A 17,694-nucleotide genomic window follows, 5' to 3' on the forward strand; every position below is an offset into this window, starting at 1 on the left:
AATCTAATGTTATCTAGCTTTCAGCCAAAGTGATAGCACATTAATCGAAACTGATGAATGAGGAACGTCTATCTGGTTACGAAGTAGATTTAACTTTGATGGTTTGTGTGAAATAGTATTAGTTAGAGAAACTGGGTTTGTGGCAAAGATTACAGCCAATTGCCTACTAAAACATAAGGTGCCCAGAAATATGGAGCTTTTTCCTTAGCAAAAACAGCTAATTGGGCACGCTGGAGTGCCTCGGCTTTATTCACCCCAGCCTTTAACTGTCGATAGAACTCACTCATAACATCGCTGGTGGAGCGATCGTCTATTGACCACAATGTTGCGAGTGTACTGCGTACCCCCGCGCGCATAGCTATCCCTGCCAGTCCCAAAGCTGCTCGTTTGTCTCCCTCAGCAGTTTGACAAGCACTGAGGACAAGTAATTCAATGCCATTAGACCTGTTTTTGTCGCTAACTCGCAGTAGATTATCAAATTCCTTGACCTTAACCAGTTTATTCCAGGTGAGAATAAAGGTTTTTTCCGCATCAGAACTAAATTGACCGTGAGTTGCTAGGTGAACCACAGAGAAGGGAACTGTTTGCAACTTATTTTGCAAGTTCGTTTCAGTAAACTGTTGATTTAACAGTTCTTCACTCTTGGATACCTCAGATTTGATTTCTTTTAATTCCCGTGGTACATTTTGCAATTCGGAAAATTCTCTGCCTTCGACTGGGCGTTTTTCGCTGACTCCGGCAGTTAAAGCATTTAGCTGTATCTGTCGCAAAGGTTTGGGGTCGAGGAGTTGCAAACCTGGTGTCAAGGCGATCGCATATTGCTCTACCAGATATTTCTCCTGCTGTTTGTCGTAGAGAACCCCCATCGGGATATTCCGCAATTCACCATCTAGTACAAACACTAAGGTTTTTATCTCACTTTTGGCTAATTCTGCTGACACAGGGCGAATTAACCAGTCATATATCTGTTGCGACTGCTGCTGAACCCGAACAGTCGCAGTGACATTTAGTAAGTTTTTCCTCAGTTCTGCTATTATGTTTTCTACATTATCTTGACGTATTACAGTCTTGTAGTGGCGCAAGTCTTGATTAGGCAACTTGAGGATCACATCTAAGCGGTCTGGCAAAATAATCGGATAGATCACTGCTGCTTGTTGGTCTTTTTTGTCAACCACTGGATCAAGTTCCTGCGTAGGATTTAAACAGGCTGACCGAAAGAAGTTATCCAGTTCTGCCAATTGCAGAGATTCAATTACATTACGAGCAAGCTTTAGATCGTCTTGATTGATACTCTCTTGGAGCGATAGTGGAACGCTGCTACTTGAACTTTGTTCCTCTTCTTTACCAGAGGCTGCGCCAACGCCAACGGTAGAACGCAACAGCAATTCAACTAACTCTCGATACACTGGTTCGACATTTTCTCGGAAGGAAAACTGAACGTCTGGATTCATCGTTACTAAATCAGCACGCAGAGATTGCAGGGTATTGTACGCTACGTTGTATGAGGCGATCGCACTTTTAATATCTCCCTTTTTTTTCAGTATACGTCCGAGTTGCCATTGCCACTGATAAGCAATGTCCGATGCATTTATACTTTGTGCTATGAACAAAGATTTCTCGGTCAGGTCTTGAGCCTCAGAAAACTGCCCAGTTTTTTCATACAACTCGCCAAGAGTACCCATAGCATAAGATTCTGCTCGTCGGTCTTGCAAATTCTGTGCCTGTTTTATGGCATTTGACAACTGTTGGGCAATATCCAGCCATGAAGGAGTATCTGAGGTGGTCTTCTGTTTTAATTCTGCAAGAGTTTGGGCAAATTTAATCCCAGTATATACTGAGGCTCGGCTGGGTGGCAAATTGCTAATTTCCAACTGGATTTGGGATGACAATGCCAATGCATCTTGCAAATTATTTTTATCAATGAAGGCAGGAGGCAGAGGGCAGGAGGCAGGAGGAAAACTGCCCGACGCTCGCGGACTCGCTACCGCTGCGCTAGCTGTTTCCTGTCGTGACCAGAGGGAGCAAGGGTTAAAGACCCCCACTGAACTTCCGTTCAGTGGCTTCAATTCAGCAGGGGTTGAATCCCCTTCTGAATTGCTCCTTCTGCCTCCTGCCTCCTGCCTCCTGCCTCTTTGAACTTCCTTTTCTTCCAAAAGTAAGCTAAGTAAATTTAGGTGAGCTTGGATGCGTGTGATGGAAGAAACAGATACAGCAGCAGCCTGCTGGTAGTATTGTAAAGCTGCTTCAGTATCTTGCTGGGCGCGGGCTGTGTTGCCTAAACTGAGTTGAGCCTCAGCGATCGCTTTTGGAGATTGTACTCGCTTTGCCACTGCTAAACTTTTCCCCAATACCAACCGGGATACGTTTAAATCACCAACAACTCGGCGGATGTTGCCAAGACTACGCAGTGCTGTGGCTACTATCAGTGAGTCTGGAAGGCTTGTAAGGGTTTGCTGTACCTCGTTTAAAATCTTGTTAGCCTGAAGGTAAAGTCCTAAAGCTTGCAAAGCTTGTGCAGAGTTAATTCGGTTACGAGTTAATGTCACCCTGTCGCCTATTTGCTGATAAATATCAGCGGCTTTTTGCCAGGTAGTTAAAGCCGCTTCTGCTTGTCCTTGTGCCAGTTGTAACTGCCCTTGCACATCTAGAGTTTGTGCAATAATTTGCAAACGCTCCTCAGAAATGCCCGTATTTTCTCGTGACTGTAATAATTTTAAACTTTGGGCGATCGCTTCTTCAGCCTCAGCCCACAAGCCAAGTTGCTGATAAGCTAAACAGAGATTACTCAGTGTTATTGCTTCTCTTAATCCATCCCTAGAAGCTCTAAACACAGCAGCAGCCTGTTGTAAAACTTTCACCGCTTCAGTAAACTGTTCCGTGTCGTATAATATTTTTCCCTGTTCCACTACACTTTCCGTTTCCGATGGGCTGCTTTTAAGGGAGAGTAGGGAGTAGAGAGTGGGGGATGGAAGAGTTTGAGTCCACTGATGTAGTCGGAAATGGTAAATAGAGGATTCAGCATTCACCAGTTCCCTGTTTTGCCTAGTTCCTTGTTCTCCCCACTCCCCTTGCTCGATCAGATTTTGCATGGCAGAGTAAACAGCAATATGTTTTGCCAAAACAGGGGATAAGGCTATGCATAAAAATGCAGTGAACAGGGCTAGGAAAAAATGATTTAGCCATTGCATACACAATTCTTACAGCAGTTTTCATTTAGGTGTTGATCCAACTCATACCCGCAAGCTCACAGGGCATCAAAGCGAGAAAGCATTTCGTGAGTATACACTTTGTAGGGAGCTTAACGAAGGCAGGAGGCAGGAGGCCGTTTTTGTAACGGGGATTTATGCCCCGCTCCAAAAACTTTTCGCCTTAAAAGGCGAGGTTTTAGACCCGATTGTTTCGGTAACTTTTTTGGGTGGAATATGAGTCAATTTTGCTAAACTTTCAGTTACTCTGAATCCCCGGTGAGTAAATGGCTTGATAGTTGGCTTGGTTCCCTGACAGACGATCAACTGCTATTAACCCAGATAGCGCTGAACTTTGTGACGTGGATATCAACTTTAATAGCTATAGGATGTGTTTGGTATATTGCATTAAGGATTTAAGCTTACTGCTCCAAGGTATATTGAAACTCATAACTCACCACTCAGGACTAATGCAAGATAGGCAAGAACAAATTTCGCAAGTGGTAGTGACTGCTAGGCAGATGCACGATGTTGAAAAGCGGATCTTTGCAGCAGGAATGCCTGTAGTTGCTTTGATGGAAAAGGTGGCGGGATTAATTGCCCGTCGCATTCCAGAGATTCTTTCAAACACCCCTTTGTTAAGGGGATCTCGTGTGGGAATTCTTGTCGGCCCCGGTCATAATGGCGGCGATGCTTTAGTCGTAGCCCGTGAATTACACTTTCGCGGGTATGAGGTTTGGATTTATTCTCCTTTTTCTCAGCTTAAAGAATTAACTTCGCAGCACTTGCAATATGCTCAGAGTTTGGGTATTCCAATTTATCAAACAATTGAGCAACTGCCAGATTCTGATTTGTTGATTGATGGCTTGTTTGGGCTTGGTTTAGAAAGAAACCTGACCGATCCCATCGCCTCTGCAATTAATCAGCTAAATGAATTGTCTGTACCGATTTATAGTATCGATTTACCTTCAGGTTTACACACCGACACAGGCGAAGTAGTAGGAACTGCCATTCGCGCCACTCACACATTTTGCTTAGGTTTATGGAAACTAGCTTTCTTCCAAGATCAAGCGTTGGAATATCTTGGTAAAGCTGAGTTAATCGATTTTGATATTCCTTTAGCTGATGTAGAAGCTGTTCTCAAAGATGCACCGAAAATTAAACGCATTACATCGGCAACAGTACTTGCTACTTTACCTTTACCCCGTCCAGCAGTTACTCACAAATATAAGGAAGGACATTTACTGCTGATTTGCGGTTCGCAGCGCTATGCAGGTGGGGCAATTTTAACTGGTTTGGGTGCTAGGGCTAGTGGTGTCGGGATGCTTTCGATTGCCGTACCCGAATCCCTGAAATCTCTTTTGGTGTCACACTTGCCAGAAGCACTAATTGTCGGTTGTCCAGAGACGGAAAGTGGAGCGATCGACCACCTACAACTACCAGAAAACACCGATCTGAGTTCGTTTAATGCGATCGCTTGTGGCCCCGGTTTAACACGAGATGCGACTCCGATTGTGCAAGAGGTAATTAAAAGCGAACGCCCTTTGCTTCTCGATGCCGATGGTTTAAATATCTTGGCACAAATGGGAGCGATCGCCACATTAAAAAAACGCCAAGCAGTAACCATACTCACACCCCACACTGGCGAATTTGAGCGATTGTTTCCTGATGTCGCCGATGCCAAACATGACAGAGTGAAAGCAGTACAAGAAGCTGCCGCCCAAAGTGAGGCAGTAGTATTGTTAAAAGGGGCAAGAACTGCGATCGCAAACCTTCAAGGTCACGTTTGGATTGTTCCTGAAAGCACACCCGCCTTAGCCCGTGGCGGTAGCGGCGACGTGTTAACTGGGCTACTGGGTGGATTGTTGGCGCAAGCAGCAACTAAACGGATTCTTGTAGAAGATATTGTAGCAACAGCTGCATGGTGGCATTCGCAAGCGGGTATTTTAGCAGCCCAAGAGCGTACTGAATTAGGTGTAGATGCGTTTACATTGACACAATATTTGATGAAAGCTCTAACTTAGTCAAATTCCTCGTTCCCAGTCGAAGACTGGGAACGAGGAACGAGGAGTTTGTATCAGCCGTTGACCAAATACCAATGCTGTAGCGCCAATCGCTGAATTTCACGCCAGGGAATATTATGTTTTCTGGCTAAGTCTGCACAATCTTCATATTCGGGCTGCACATTTGCAATAACTTTTTCTGGCGATTGTCCTTTCCATGCTATCTTGACACGCACTTTGCCATATTCCGTTTCCACTTGTTGAATTTCCCGTTGTAAAATGGCGCGTTGCTGAGTTGTTCGCCGAATGCCTAAAGTTGTAGTTTCGCGGAATATGACGGCTTCACAACTGAGTAAATTTTCTGGATGACAAATCACAGTCAGCAAAATTCCTGGACGGGACTTTTTCATACCGATCGCTTGGGTAAAAACATCCAGCGCACCAGCCGCAAACAACGCCTCAAACACATAGCCAATCGCTTGTGGACTTAAATCATCAATTTGGGTTTCTAATACCGAGATGGTTTCCAAATTTGAGCTAGTACCTTCAGAATCACTGAAATTTGACTGTAAACTTGCACTTTCACCCAACCAGAGGCGTAAAATATTGGGAATGGGTAAATTTATGGTTCCTGCTCCCAGTCCTATCTGCTTGATAGCGATCGCAGGTGGTGAACCAAAATCTCTTGCCAAAGTAGTGGCGATCGCGGCTCCTGTTGGTGTTACTAATTCTCTGTCAATGCCATTGCTATAAACTGGACAACCCCGCATTTCCCACAGCTTTAATACCGCTGGGACTGGTACTGCCATCTGACCATGTGCAGCCCGAACAGTGCCGCCACCAGTCGGAAACGCCGAGCAGTAAAGTAGAGGCAATCCTTCCTGATTGCTCTCAATCCCCAACCAATCCAACCCCAGGCAAGTACCCACAATATCTACGATCGCATCTATAGCACCCACCTCATGAAAATGAACTTTTTCAGGCGAAATGCCATGCACTGCCCCTTCTGCCACCGCTAGCTGCCGGAATACCGCCAAACTCCAAGCTTCTGCCCGTGATGGCAACCCCGCTTTGAGAATCATCTGCTCTATTTCTGGCAAGTGGCGAGTGTGATTGTGACTCTGTTCGCGATCGTGGTGATGATGGTGATGGCGATCGTGTACTAAATCCACATGGACTTTAGTCGCCTGTTGACCATTCCGTTGGACAAGTTCTGCCTTTAACTGATATTCCTGTTCAATACCCAACCCATTAAGTTTTTCAATTAAATACTCCACAGGAACACCCAAACTTACTAAAGCACCCAGGCACATATCACCAGAAATTCCTGTCGGACATTGAAGATAAGCGATTTTATTCATAATAAATTTGTCATTAGTCATTTAGTTATGGGGCATTGGGCATTGGGAATTGGGAATTGGGAATAGATCAATAATTAATAGTTCTTCTTCCCCTGCTCCCCTGTTCCTCTGCTCCCCTGCTCCCCCACTCCCCACTCACCGAGTTATGGCAAAAATTTTCCCAGTTCATCCGGATAATCCTCAAATTCGCCGAATAGAGGAAATAAAGTCGGCGCTCTCTAGTGGCGCAGTCATGCTTTACCCTACTGATACAGTCTATGCGATCGGTTGTGATTTGAATGCCAAGTCGGCGGTAGAACGAGTGCGGCAAATAAAACAGCTAGCAAACGATAAACCATTGACATTTTTATCTCCCTCGCTTTCAAATGTGGCAACTTATGCCTTCGTAAGTGACACAGCCTATCGGATTATGAAACGCCTGATTCCAGGGCCATACACGTTTTTGCTCCCAGCTACGAAGTTAGTACCGCGATTGGTGCAAAGCCCCAAGCGGAAAACTACTGGAATTAGAGTACCAAACCATACTGTATGTTTGGAGTTGCTGGCAGCATTGGGCAATCCGATTATTTCAACTTCAGCACATCTGCCACCAGATGAAGCAGATAATGGCATGATTCGGATAGATCCTGAAACGATTCAGTCGCGGGTAGAGCTATTTGATCGTTTGGACAAGTTGGTAGACATAATTGTAGACACTGGCGAGGAACCTACTTATGAAGTATCTACTATCTTGGATATGACCGGAGACGAAGCAGCAATTATACGGAGGGGTTTAGGTTGGGAAACAGCAGCAGCATGGGTATAATAATTCCACTTCACAGGCGCACCTCTTTGTTTCGGAAATTGTGATAAAAACAACTCCAGTTTTAAAATTGTCATATTTAAAAGCGATGTCTAGGATGGGCTGTTCGGTGAGGCAGTGGATATAAGAGGATGGTGGCAAAACTTGGCACAGTAAGGTATTTGACAACTTTGAGAAAATGGCAGTACTTGTGTGCCAGCGTTAAGATGGTGGCTTGTGAAGAAAACCGACACATTGCCATAACTGTAACTCTTTCGTATTTCCTATAGTTTTGATATATGAGCTTTAAATGTGAGCATTATATACGGCAAGTCTTGATGGATGAATGCCTAAAGATTCTCCAGTCAAGGACGGTCTTGATTGCTGTGTCTGCGTTGTAATTACGGTGCAATACTACTGGAAAAGTCATGAAAGCTAACGTCGTCAATCTACCAAACTCTACACCCATTTTTGAGAACCACGTTTCGACTGAAGAATTTTCAGATAGCAGCAGCGATCGCTTGATTCAATTGCTGTCTGAGGAAATGCAAGCGCAAGTGAAAGCAACACCCAAGTGCGTAGAAGCTTTAGCAAAGCGCATAGCCGTAGAAGTAGAACGCATTTGCGACAAAAGCTCCCGCATTCAAACATCTGGGGAAATCAAGTCCTGGCAGATGACATTGGGAAGACATCGGATGCAAAAGTGCTTACGTTATTACCAACTAGGTTCCAAACAAGGGCGGGTGGAATTACATAGCAATTTGGGTGCTATGGTTTACCGTCATGTAACTATGTCTGGCTCTGAGTTGGGCTTTGATGCTCGTTACAGCCTGATTGAAGATTTTTTACAAGCATTTTATATCGAAGCGATCAAAGCTTTCCGTAGAGAAAACGAACTACCAGAGAATCACACGCCGCGAACTCAGCTGCAATTAGCTGAATACATGGCCTTTACAGAGCAGTATGCCAAACGCCGGATTAATTTACCTGGTGGTGCAAATCAGCAATTGATTATCTTGCGGGCCCAAGGTTTTGCTCGTCGTCAGCCCCAAGAAACTACCGTAGATATTGAAATGGCGGTAGAGTCTGCTAAGGGTGAAGAAGCAGAATCTTACCAGCGCAACTCGGCGGTGCAACAGCTGCGATCGCAAATGATCGCCCAAACTAATTTCGATCCATCTGAAGAATCAGAACGCGATCGCGTCATCACTGAATTGATGAAATACTTGGAGTCTCAAGGTCAATCTGATTGTATGAACTACCTCAGCTTAAAACTTCAAGACCTCTCAGCCCCAGAAATTGACCAAATTCTCGGTTTAACTAGCCGTCAGCGCGATTATCTCCAACAACGCTTTAAATACCATGTAGAAAAGTTTGCCAAACAACACCATTGGCAATTGGTACATCAATGGTTAGGTGCGGGTTTAGAGCAAAAGTTGGGTTTATCTTCCCAGCAGTGGGAAATCTTTGTAAATCAACTCACAGAACAGCAACAGCAAATATTACAGTTAAAAACTGCACGGGAAAATGACGTTGCGATCGCCAAAGCTATCAAATGCACCCCCAAACAGCTGCAAAAGCGCTGGACTCAACTTTTAGAACTAGCATGGACTATCCGCAACGGTCATACTGAAGCCCAGACAGGTTGAAGCCAAGGCGAAATCACTAAAATTTATCCAAGCTAAATTCCAGTTATTAGAAATGTTGTTATGGATATGGCGGTTTTGAGGTGTAATAATAAAGGGGAATAAAATCAGAGAAAAGCATGAACCCAGTATTTCCCGAACTCTCTAGTCTTTCGAGAGCGGAAAAACTTCAACTGGTAGAATATTTATGGGATGAAATTGCCGCTACACCACCAGGACTCCCAGTTTTAGATTGGCACAAACAAGAGCTAGCCCGTCGCAAAGCCCAATATCTACAAAATCCAGCCATCAGCAACAGTTGGGAAGATGTAAAAGCCAGAATCTCTCAACGGCATGGCTAGAAACTTAACTATCCTTACAGCCGCAGAACTGGACATTATTGAAGCTTATGACTGGTACGAGGGGCGCGAATTAGGGTTAGGCGCTGAGTTCCTACGGTGTATTGATGCCTGCCTGAATTTAATTTAGCATCACCCCAACACATACCAGATTGTTCATGAAACCTATCGCCGCGCTACAATTAGGCGTTTTCCCTACGTCGTTTTTTACGAGTTTAATGAACAGGAGATTATTATCTACGCTGTTTTTCACCGTTCCCAAGACCCAGAAAAATGGCGTAGCCGCTTGCAATAGTTGGTCTTTGAGACTAAAGATAAATTCATTATTTTAACTATTATCTGAATTAGTAACTCGTTGCTTATCCAAATTATTAATACATTTGTATTTATTTAGTACAAAAATACCAATAAATTCGGATTTTTTACCTATTAATCCAACCACGTTTAGCTAAAATCAAAAATTCATATTAAGCAACTGAACCTTTTTTACTGCTTCTGTGAAATCCTATAATAAGCAGGACTTTTGGCAGAGGGATTGAAGATGGCTCTGACTCAAGGCGGACGGGCAAATAAGTCTGGGAATATTTTAGAAGCAAATGTAGAAGCAATCTTGCATGGGCATAATTATTTCCAAGTAGGGAACTATGTCCAAAAAGAATTTATACTAAATGCTACTTTATTGTCAAAACGTTATGGCAAAGAAGTTTATATTGGAACTGGAATTTATCATACCTATCTGAAGGTTGATTTTTATGTTGTCGGCTCATCTGCAATGCCATCTGGTTTAATTTTCGAGTGCAAATGGCAAGAAAGCCCTGGTTCAGTTGATGAAAAATTTCCTTACTTGAATATGAACATTCAGCACTATTACCCTGCACCAACCATCGTAATTTTAGGCGGTGAAGGTATGCGAGAAGGCGCAAGCAAATGGCTGAAAGCAAGAGTTAATGATAACCATAATTTATTAGCAGTTTATAGCTTAGATAGATTCATTGCTTGGGCAAATAAAAATCTTTAAAAGATGTAATTAATAGTTCGTAAATCAGACCTCTATTTTTTATTTTTGAGTTAATTGAACGCGCCGCTTTGATTTTATAGGTTTCAAAATTGATATCAGTATAAATTTTTTGAATAAATTCACTATCAGAATTGCATATCATAACTTTGACCCCACGATTTGCTAATTCTGCACAAGCATCTCTTAAAAGTTCTTGGTCTTTTTTACTAAAACAATTTTGACTATAAGCAGTGAAATAGCTAGTATCACTGATAGGATGGTAGGGCGGATCAAAAAATACAAAGTCATCACTGCTAGTCGCATGATTTAGGACTTCTGTAAAATCTGCTTGTTTAATTTCTGCATGGGAAAGCGCTTCAGAGGCTGCTTTTAATAAAACCTCAGCACAAATATTGGGATTGTCATATCTGCCTAATGGCACATTGAATTTACCCTGTGAGTTGACTCGATAAAGACCATTAAAACAAGTCTTATTAAGATAAATCAGACGAGCAGCTTTTTCTATATCAGTACCACTAGAATTGTTTCTGACACTATAGTAATAATCTTTAGCATGTCGGATTTTATGCTCTTGTAATAGATAAATTAATTCTTCAACACGATCTCTAACACAACAATAAGTGTTAATTAATTCGGCATTAATATCAGTTAAAATGGCTGCACTGGGTTGGAGATAGAAAAAAACAGCACCACCACCTAAAAATGGCTCATAGTAATTTTTATAACTCTTGGGAAAATAAGGAATATATTGCTGTATCAACCGACTTTTACCCCCTGCCCACTTCAAAAATGGACGCGGGCTAGTTTCCTTCGAGACTTGAATTACCATTTACTTACAATTTAACTGAAAATAATTATGACTAAATAAAGCCAATATAACCGACGAACCAAATTTTAGATTAACTGGCTAATTTTCCAGCCGCATATATTACAATTGAGTAGATAAAGCATATCAAAACAAACGTAAGTATATAACAAGGCAGTTTACATTCAGATGTTTGACGGATTTTGGGATAACGTCTTTCGGTACCCCCGATACTTAATTACGATCGTCTTAGGCTTGTTTCTGAACACCTTTGCGCCATTAGTGCCATTGTTGAAACGCCCTATCACCTTGATCGCTATCTTGGGTTTATTTGTGAGCAGCCTAGTCTTCCTGACTTTCACCCTACGGGCAATGCTAGGCTTGAGTGCAATCTAGACTAGCGTTATATCGGGGCTGTACCCCATAGACGGTTGCTCTTGGCGTTGCTCCCGCTAAGTACTGTCTAACCAACTTGCATCTATTTTTGTCGTACAACCTCTGTGATGAGGCGAAATTTTTATGGCTACAAATCGTCGGGTTTCCCGCGTTGCTGAACTGATCAAACGGGAAGTTAGCCAAATGCTGCTTAACGGAATTAAAGATGACCGTGTGGGTACTGGAATGGTCAGTGTGACTGATGTTGATGTTTCCGGCGATCTCCAACACGCCAAAATCTACGTCAGCATCTATGGTACGGATGAAGCTAAGGTAGAAACAATGGCAGGCTTAAAGTCGGCCACAGGTTACGTCCGCAGCGAACTTGGGGCGCGGGTACGGCTACGTCGTACACCAGAGGTGATATTTCTTGAAGATCGCTCTATAGAACGCGGTAATAAAGTATTGGCACTACTAAATCAACTTAATCACGATCGCCCGCCAGAAAATCTGGTAGGAGTAGAAGACAGCACTGTTCAAAATGATCAGGAATTCTCCGAATAAGTAACTAAAACAACAATGTAACTTCAGAACAATTAATCTCAGCAAATCCGCCAAACAGTTTACAGACGTGACTAGATCGCGTCTGTTTTAATGTAAACATAACCTAATTCAGCAAGACACTTCTCTTATTGTGGGCGAAACAAGGTTTAAACATTCTTCGTTGCTAAAACTCCATTCCTTTATGGGTGGAATATTCACTAATTCTGAATTATGACCGAAAACGAAAAGGATACAAGCCCCTAAATTTATTTATGGGGATCATTAATTTTGAATTTTGAATTTTGAATTTTGAATTCGGAGCGAAGCGACGTGACTCCTGTTTATGTGTGTCCTAATTACGAATTAGAGTATTACTCCACCCTTTTACAGATGTTTTTCAAAAGAAAAGTGGATGATGTTAGTGCTGAAATTAACTAATAAATTACAGTCTTACTTAAGAAAAGGTTAACAAATGCTATGGTTAAAACCTTCGGAGTATACTTTAGCCGTTATGTTTTGCAACAATTTATACCCTAGTAACTGACAAATATTATTGTGTTGTTTACCCTTAGATAAATACCAGCAGTTATAGACCCAGCTTTTAAGGTGATTATTTGATATGTAAGCCATCACGATATAAACTCCTCCTACCCACCAAATCTTGCCTAAATACAGTAATGGCAAGACCTTTCAGACTTGTGGCATCAAAGTCATACAGTTACATAAGCAGGTTAGGTTAACTACTCGGAATTTTTTTTGTAAAGCGGATTTTCGATAAATGTCAGCATTCGTTGACTTTCTTAACATTTCTTGAGATAATTTCAGGAGATGTAGCGTCAAAATAAAAATAGTTCCGTATAGCAAACTACAAAATCTTAGCCACAAGTCTAATTTCTGTAATGTTTGTTCCTAATTTTTAACGGGAACACTATCCTAAGTGTTAATTTGTGAGTAAAAAACATGAGTGTGAATACGGTGCCTTCTATCAATTACTACTCTCTAGATGTGATTCAAGACGAAGCACGCCGACTGGTGCAAAAGGGAATGATTAGCCGACAACAGCCAATATATACCCTCTGCCAATACATTCCAGCGAGAGAGTGGGTTTGCGTTGAATGTGAATTAGAGAAATGTGACTTTTTGTTACGCGATCGCATTGGCGACCTAATTGGTCGTGAACAGTGGGACAACGACTAATCAATGTTTGATTTCGGGTTTAGGATTGGGAGTTTGTTTTTGATGTGTAGATGTCACCATCAACGATTCAACGCTCAATCTGGAGGATAATCTCTGGTTTTTGATGAGCATTGCCCTATACAGAATCTTGCGTTTTTGATTAATACAGAAGCATTTGAGTCTGAATTTATACAACTTTTCAAGTTAAAGAAGGCATCAAAACCATTTGTTCTGTACATCTGGTGTCACAGCTTGAGTTTAGTATGTAGATTCAGTGAAGTTCCTACATTGATCTGATAGAAGTGCAGGAACTTCACTTTTGACTCGCAATTTATTCCATCACTTCCCTCAAGTAAGTGATAATCTGCTTGCTGTTCAAAACCAAAATCCGTCTGGAAAAATTTCCTAAGTCGGGCTAACCGACACCAGTTGCGACAACAAAGGGAACCTCCGCCAGCAACTGGCTCAACCTTCATCAAATCCAAAATTTGTATAGTATTTTTTCTGAAAAAATCTTGAAAAGCATAGAAAAATCCTATGAAATATTATCCTACTTGCTCTAAATACTGATTAATGTCTTCAATGATGCGAGTAAGTTCAGCTTCAGTAGTCAAGCGGATGTTGACGTTGCGGACAGTCAGCAAAACTTTGGCTGCGAAGGGCGTTGGCCAGATATTAGGATTACAAAAAACTTCTAAAAATACTTCACCCGTATAACGATATTCCAGGGGAGGCTGGGGAGTGACTCTACCACCGCCAGGAGTGGGTTTAGCAGCGATCGCTTTCAGGCGTTCCATCAGTTGATCCGTCGCTGTCTTTAATTCTCGTGCTGCTTGGGGTGAAAAACTGAAGGAGACCGAACCTTCAATTAAATTCAATGTTAGAGGAATTGAAGACATATTTTTTTTATTAAAACTTCTTGATAAGTACTTATATTACCGGAAGAAGGGGTCTGAATCTCACTCTGATAGTTCCCGGTGTTTTCTTCAAAGACCACTAGTATTACTGCGCGTAATTCGTTAGTTTGTCAATACAAGTATTTTGTCTTGGGTAAATAAGTTTGTAATAAGGACTTTAGTCCTTGTGTGGCGATCCTCGCGTCCACAAAAAAGATATCATCAAAACGGCGAACTAATTCCGCAGGTAGCATTGACAAGCGATTGACAGTAGCAATGGTATAAACTGGCTCTTGATGCTCTTGCATCCAAGTTAATAAAGCCGCAGATAGCTGCGGTGCTACACCTCCATCTGCATTGGAATCCCAGCCAGCAAAGCCTTTATCAAAGTCATCCCAATAAAGTACACAGGGAGCAAAGGAAGTCACCAAAGCAATAAACTCCTTTAATGCTCTGTCGGGATGAGGATCACCCACTAGTACACCCCAATTAGCTGCTAACAGTGGCAATCCCATTTTCTTAGCTGCTAACTTGGCAGAGAGACTTTTACCAGTACCCGGTGGCCCCCATAAGAGTATCCCAGTGGGAAACTTCAATCCATATTGCTTTGCTTTAGGTTGAAGTAGACAGGTAATAGTTTGCAACCTTTTCTCTAGTAAATCTAATCCTCCGGCTAAAGGTACATCCGGTTGAGCAATGTACTTTAAACCCCGACCCCGCAGTTTGCTAACTTTATGCTCTAGGACTAATTGGGTCATTTCCTCAAGCTGCTCTGCAAAACCTAGACATTGCTGTAATAGCATATTTATCTCGCCTATGGGTAAACCTTGACAGGCACGAAAGAGCAATTGCAGTGCTGATGTTTTTTCTGTTGTCTTTAACCAAGAATTGCGATCGGTTACGGCGCGGTGATCGCGATCGCACTCCGCAAACTGCTGAAGCCGGGGATGACTATACCCAACCCAGGCATCACAAAACTGCTCCACAACCATCTGTACCTGCTGTTGGTCTGGAAGTGGATTTGACAGTACAGGAATAAAAGGCTGTAATTCTAGAGGTAGTTGAACGTAAGTTTCCAATAACACCCAGTAATGACGTTGTTGACTCCAGAGAGCTTGATGACAGGCATTTAGTAATTGATAGCTATATTTTTGACTTATTTTGCTACCATCATCCTCATTTAGCATTCGCTCCAGTAAATAAATGCCTGGTTGATATTCCTCCAGAAGATACTGAATAATGTCCCCGTCTTTACCCCTGTCAGTTGACTGTAAGATGTACTGACCTTGATGCTGAATTAATTGCTGTAGTCCACAATAACCAGGATTCCAGACAAAGATTGACAAAGAACGCTCCTCACCCCAATGGTAAAACTGCTGTAGTATTTGCATTCTGTCAGGCGTATGATACTCCACAGCCACAATTGGAGTATTTTGGTTAGCTAGAACAAGCCAGTCTGTTATCAATTTTATAAACTTGACTTCAACAACTTACTTTCCCCTTTTAGAGCAAATTTCTTACTGATGCTTTAGCCACACGGATAATTATTACTAACGGGTTGGCTATATTTCTTGTGTGAAAAAGAGCGATCGCCCATAAAACCCTTGATAACTCTGGACAAGCTATGAAATTCAATCGGGTGCTCTAAAAGGATTTGGCGTGGGTGCCGGAGTGTTTTTCGTTGGCGATAGACAAGCAGATCCAGACAATACCTACACTTTGCCCAGTTATCTCCGCACTGATGCTGCCATTTTCTATAAACAAGACAGATTCCGGGCAGCGATTAATTTCAAGAATTTGTTTGACGTAGACTATTTTGAATCTGCTCGGAACCCGTTGAATGTTTACTATGGCGATCCGTTGGTCGTGCAGGGCACGATTTCGTGGCAGTTTTGATCCCCATTATCCCCCTGTGTTCTTTGGACAGGCTGCGCCAACAACAGGGGGACTTTGAGAGCTGACGGTTGCCCCTTGCTCCCTTGTCTGTTCAGTACCCAATGAAGCGCATTAAATTTCCGAAAATTCTAGAAGCATCCGCCATGAACCGCAAAACTCTGCGTAATTTTGTATTCATCCTCCACCACTATATTGGCTTAGTCGTCGGAGTGCTGTTAATCATCGTTGGCTTAACAGGTAGCTTGCTGGTGTTTTCACCTGAAATCGATGAGTTTCTGCTCACTCGTCAATTTGGACATATCATCCCCTCTGGACAAAAAATTCCCATTGAAGCAGTCATAAACACCGTAAAGGCAGCGTACAGCAACCAGCCAGAACTCAAAGTCGATCGCATCTATACATCCAGGAAAGCAGATGCTGCCCATGAAGTCATGCTTGAACCTGCACAGGGGGAAGCTACGGCAGTTTATGTGAATCCTTACACGGGCACAATTATAGGTAGCCGTATGAGCGATCGCACATTCACGACATTCACCCTTAAGATCCATGAACAACTGCTCGCTGGCGAAACTGGAACCCAAATAATGGGGGTAGCAGCACTATTACTCTTTATTTTCAGCCTTACAAGTATCATCCTCTGGCCCGGATGGAGAAAACTCATTTCTGGTTTTAAGATCAAATGGAAAAATGCACATCCCAAACGAGTCAACTTTGATATCCATAAAGTAGCAGGAATTATTGCTGCTGTGTTTCTGACTTTCACAGGGTTTACTGGATTCTATTTAAATTTTAGAGGCTTCGTTACACCGATTATTTATGCTGTTACTTTCACTCCTAATCCACCTGACCCGGTTTCCCAACCCATTGCTGGCTCAACGGCGTTAAGCCTAACACAATTGCTGCAAAAAGCAGATCCCGCCCTACCAAACACCGTTACCACTGCTGTTTATTTACCTCAGATCCCGGAAGCAGCTATCTATATACGTAAGAAATATTCTCATGAAGAGGCAATCTTAGGTCGTTCAGGTGTGTACCTAGACCAATATACAGGTAAGACTATTCAGATCGAAGATGCACTCAATAAATCTCTGGGCGACAAAGTTTTAGACTCATTTATACTATTGCATTTTGGTACTTTTGGCGGCTTACCAACACGTATACTCTACGTCTTCGTGGGACTTGCACCACTAATTCTGTTCGTTACTGGTTTTGTGATGTGGTGGTATCGTTATCGGGCAAAAACTGTAGTTAGCCACATAATAGAAATATCACAGTCAGGTCGAAATTAACTGACAATTGATAGTGACAAAAAAGGGGACGAGTCTGCCTCGCAAACTTGTGATGCGTAGACGTAGTCATCTGTACGCGATCGCTATTCTTTTGTTGAGGTTTAATAAACAATTGGGCTAAATAATGGGGCTGGTGTAGACGCTTCTTCGGCTTGTCACCGATATTACGCCAGTTACCTTTACCATAGGCATACCCGGCGATCAGTGGGAATGCCACAGCATTTATTGCTAGATACAACTAACAACTCAGTAGTAGCGCGGAGTTTTTCCTCAAAAATTGAAAATAATTATCAGTAATCTCATACCAATTTGAAAAAAGAATCCGACAGATATAGCAATCGCCAAGGTAATTAGGACACTAGGTTCAAGACAAACTCGATTG

The 17,694-nt window shown here is 42.4% G+C and carries 17 protein-coding genes and 1 pseudogene; 12 read left to right on the top strand and 6 right to left on the bottom strand.

The window, feature by feature from the left end; genetic code table 11:
* Window positions 1-149: 149 nt before the first annotated feature.
* Window positions 150-3,188: a CHAT domain-containing protein gene (locus tag HWQ40_RS06040; protein WP_292775600.1), complete on the bottom strand. Its 3,039-nt coding sequence runs from the start codon at window positions 3,186-3,188 to the stop codon at window positions 150-152.
* Window positions 3,189-3,655: 467 nt separating this feature from the next.
* Here HWQ40_RS06040 and HWQ40_RS06045 point away from each other — a divergent pair, with 467 nt between their 5' ends.
* Entirely contained in the window at window positions 3,656-5,209 is a 1,554-nt protein-coding gene (locus HWQ40_RS06045) for an NAD(P)H-hydrate dehydratase (RefSeq protein ID WP_292775603.1), read from the top strand.
* 53 nt (window positions 5,210-5,262) lie between these two features.
* On the opposite strand, the gene larC is transcribed toward HWQ40_RS06045, so the two are convergent.
* The gene (gene larC / locus HWQ40_RS06050; RefSeq protein WP_292775605.1) at window positions 5,263-6,549 is read right to left on the bottom strand and encodes a nickel pincer cofactor biosynthesis protein LarC; all 1,287 of its coding nucleotides are present in this window, start codon (window positions 6,547-6,549) and stop codon (window positions 5,263-5,265) included.
* Window positions 6,550-6,694: 145 nt separating this feature from the next.
* Here larC and HWQ40_RS06055 point away from each other — a divergent pair, with 145 nt between their 5' ends.
* From HWQ40_RS06055 to HWQ40_RS06080, 6 genes are all read left to right on the top strand, one after another.
* The gene (locus HWQ40_RS06055; RefSeq protein WP_292775607.1) at window positions 6,695-7,354 is read left to right on the top strand and encodes an L-threonylcarbamoyladenylate synthase; all 660 of its coding nucleotides are present in this window, start codon (window positions 6,695-6,697) and stop codon (window positions 7,352-7,354) included.
* 404 nt (window positions 7,355-7,758) lie between these two features.
* Window positions 7,759-8,979: a HetZ-related protein gene (locus HWQ40_RS06060; protein WP_292775609.1), complete on the top strand. Its 1,221-nt coding sequence runs from the start codon at window positions 7,759-7,761 to the stop codon at window positions 8,977-8,979.
* A gap of 116 nt (window positions 8,980-9,095) precedes the next feature.
* Window positions 9,096-9,317, top strand: a complete 222-nt coding sequence (locus HWQ40_RS06065) for an addiction module protein (protein ID WP_292775611.1) — start codon at window positions 9,096-9,098, stop codon at window positions 9,315-9,317.
* Window positions 9,310-9,444 carry a hypothetical protein gene (locus tag HWQ40_RS06070; RefSeq protein ID WP_292775613.1) on the top strand — a complete coding sequence of 45 codons (135 nt, stop codon included), beginning with the start codon at window positions 9,310-9,312 and terminating at the stop codon, window positions 9,442-9,444. Before HWQ40_RS06065 ends, HWQ40_RS06070 begins: the two co-directional genes overlap by 8 nt.
* A 21-nt stretch (window positions 9,445-9,465) precedes the next feature.
* The gene (locus HWQ40_RS06075) at window positions 9,466-9,609 is read left to right on the top strand and encodes a type II toxin-antitoxin system RelE/ParE family toxin (protein WP_292775639.1); all 144 of its coding nucleotides are present in this window, start codon (window positions 9,466-9,468) and stop codon (window positions 9,607-9,609) included.
* Between the two features lie 246 nt (window positions 9,610-9,855).
* Complete coding sequence (locus HWQ40_RS06080) at window positions 9,856-10,332, top strand: PD-(D/E)XK nuclease superfamily protein (RefSeq protein WP_292775615.1); 477 nt, start codon at window positions 9,856-9,858, stop codon at window positions 10,330-10,332.
* On the opposite strand, the gene HWQ40_RS06085 is transcribed toward HWQ40_RS06080, so the two are convergent.
* Window positions 10,304-11,161: a DNA adenine methylase gene (locus tag HWQ40_RS06085; protein ID WP_292775617.1), complete on the bottom strand. Its 858-nt coding sequence runs from the start codon at window positions 11,159-11,161 to the stop codon at window positions 10,304-10,306. The two genes, HWQ40_RS06080 and HWQ40_RS06085, sit on opposite strands and share 29 nt — an antisense overlap.
* 165 nt (window positions 11,162-11,326) lie before the next feature.
* Between HWQ40_RS06085 and HWQ40_RS06090 the strand changes: the two genes are divergently transcribed.
* From HWQ40_RS06090 to HWQ40_RS06100, 3 genes are all read left to right on the top strand, one after another.
* On the top strand, window positions 11,327-11,533 hold the full coding sequence (locus HWQ40_RS06090; protein ID WP_292775618.1) for a DUF751 family protein: 207 nt from the start codon (window positions 11,327-11,329) through the stop codon (window positions 11,531-11,533).
* A gap of 123 nt (window positions 11,534-11,656) precedes the next feature.
* A complete protein-coding gene (gene rbfA, locus HWQ40_RS06095) occupies window positions 11,657-12,076 on the top strand; it encodes a 30S ribosome-binding factor RbfA (protein ID WP_292775619.1) in 420 nt (139 codons plus the stop codon).
* 939 nt (window positions 12,077-13,015) lie between these two features.
* Window positions 13,016-13,252 (top strand): DUF4327 family protein, encoded by a 237-nt coding sequence (locus tag HWQ40_RS06100; protein WP_069073690.1) that lies wholly within the window; start codon window positions 13,016-13,018, stop codon window positions 13,250-13,252.
* A gap of 524 nt (window positions 13,253-13,776) precedes the next feature.
* On the opposite strand, the gene HWQ40_RS06105 is transcribed toward HWQ40_RS06100, so the two are convergent.
* Window positions 13,777-14,130, bottom strand: a complete 354-nt coding sequence (locus HWQ40_RS06105; protein WP_194046709.1) for a hypothetical protein — start codon at window positions 14,128-14,130, stop codon at window positions 13,777-13,779.
* A gap of 128 nt (window positions 14,131-14,258) precedes the next feature.
* Window positions 14,259-15,593: an AAA family ATPase gene (locus tag HWQ40_RS06110; RefSeq protein ID WP_292775621.1), complete on the bottom strand. Its 1,335-nt coding sequence runs from the start codon at window positions 15,591-15,593 to the stop codon at window positions 14,259-14,261.
* Window positions 15,594-15,738: 145 nt separating this feature from the next.
* On the opposite strand from HWQ40_RS06110, the pseudogene HWQ40_RS06115 reads away from it, so the two are divergent.
* Both HWQ40_RS06115 and HWQ40_RS06120 read left to right on the top strand, forming a co-directional pair.
* Window positions 15,739-16,023: pseudogene (locus tag HWQ40_RS06115) on the top strand (TonB-dependent receptor); the annotation flags it as partial.
* Between the two features lie 101 nt (window positions 16,024-16,124).
* Window positions 16,125-17,312 (top strand): PepSY domain-containing protein, encoded by a 1,188-nt coding sequence (locus tag HWQ40_RS06120; RefSeq protein WP_292775623.1) that lies wholly within the window; start codon window positions 16,125-16,127, stop codon window positions 17,310-17,312.
* Here HWQ40_RS06120 and HWQ40_RS06125 read toward each other — a convergent pair.
* Window positions 17,272-17,529 carry a hypothetical protein gene (locus HWQ40_RS06125; protein WP_292775626.1) on the bottom strand — a complete coding sequence of 86 codons (258 nt, stop codon included), beginning with the start codon at window positions 17,527-17,529 and terminating at the stop codon, window positions 17,272-17,274. The two genes, HWQ40_RS06120 and HWQ40_RS06125, sit on opposite strands and share 41 nt — an antisense overlap.
* Window positions 17,530-17,694 lie beyond the last annotated feature (165 nt).

The sequence above is a fragment of the Nostoc sp. NMS9 genome (assembly GCF_017114995.1).
Lineage (GTDB): Bacteria > Cyanobacteriota > Cyanobacteriia > Cyanobacteriales > Nostocaceae > Nostoc.

What these genes read in the sequence shown, in the direction of transcription:
- HWQ40_RS06040 (WP_292775600.1), bottom strand. Translation starts at nt 3,188, where the DNA reads ATGCAATGGCTAAATCATTTTTTCCTAGCCCTGTTCACTGCATTTTTA.
- HWQ40_RS06045 (WP_292775603.1), top strand. Translation starts at nt 3,656, where the DNA reads ATGCAAGATAGGCAAGAACAAATTTCGCAAGTGGTAGTGACTGCTAGG.
- larC (WP_292775605.1), bottom strand. Translation starts at nt 6,549, where the DNA reads ATGAATAAAATCGCTTATCTTCAATGTCCGACAGGAATTTCTGGTGAT.
- HWQ40_RS06055 (WP_292775607.1), top strand. Translation starts at nt 6,695, where the DNA reads ATGGCAAAAATTTTCCCAGTTCATCCGGATAATCCTCAAATTCGCCGA.
- HWQ40_RS06060 (WP_292775609.1), top strand. Translation starts at nt 7,759, where the DNA reads ATGAAAGCTAACGTCGTCAATCTACCAAACTCTACACCCATTTTTGAG.
- HWQ40_RS06065 (WP_292775611.1), top strand. Translation starts at nt 9,096, where the DNA reads ATGAACCCAGTATTTCCCGAACTCTCTAGTCTTTCGAGAGCGGAAAAA.
- HWQ40_RS06070 (WP_292775613.1), top strand. Translation starts at nt 9,310, where the DNA reads ATGGCTAGAAACTTAACTATCCTTACAGCCGCAGAACTGGACATTATT.
- HWQ40_RS06080 (WP_292775615.1), top strand. Translation starts at nt 9,856, where the DNA reads ATGGCTCTGACTCAAGGCGGACGGGCAAATAAGTCTGGGAATATTTTA.
- HWQ40_RS06085 (WP_292775617.1), bottom strand. Translation starts at nt 11,161, where the DNA reads ATGGTAATTCAAGTCTCGAAGGAAACTAGCCCGCGTCCATTTTTGAAG.
- HWQ40_RS06090 (WP_292775618.1), top strand. Translation starts at nt 11,327, where the DNA reads ATGTTTGACGGATTTTGGGATAACGTCTTTCGGTACCCCCGATACTTA.
- rbfA (WP_292775619.1), top strand. Translation starts at nt 11,657, where the DNA reads ATGGCTACAAATCGTCGGGTTTCCCGCGTTGCTGAACTGATCAAACGG.
- HWQ40_RS06100 (WP_069073690.1), top strand. Translation starts at nt 13,016, where the DNA reads ATGAGTGTGAATACGGTGCCTTCTATCAATTACTACTCTCTAGATGTG.
- HWQ40_RS06105 (WP_194046709.1), bottom strand. Translation starts at nt 14,130, where the DNA reads ATGTCTTCAATTCCTCTAACATTGAATTTAATTGAAGGTTCGGTCTCC.
- HWQ40_RS06120 (WP_292775623.1), top strand. Translation starts at nt 16,125, where the DNA reads ATGAAGCGCATTAAATTTCCGAAAATTCTAGAAGCATCCGCCATGAAC.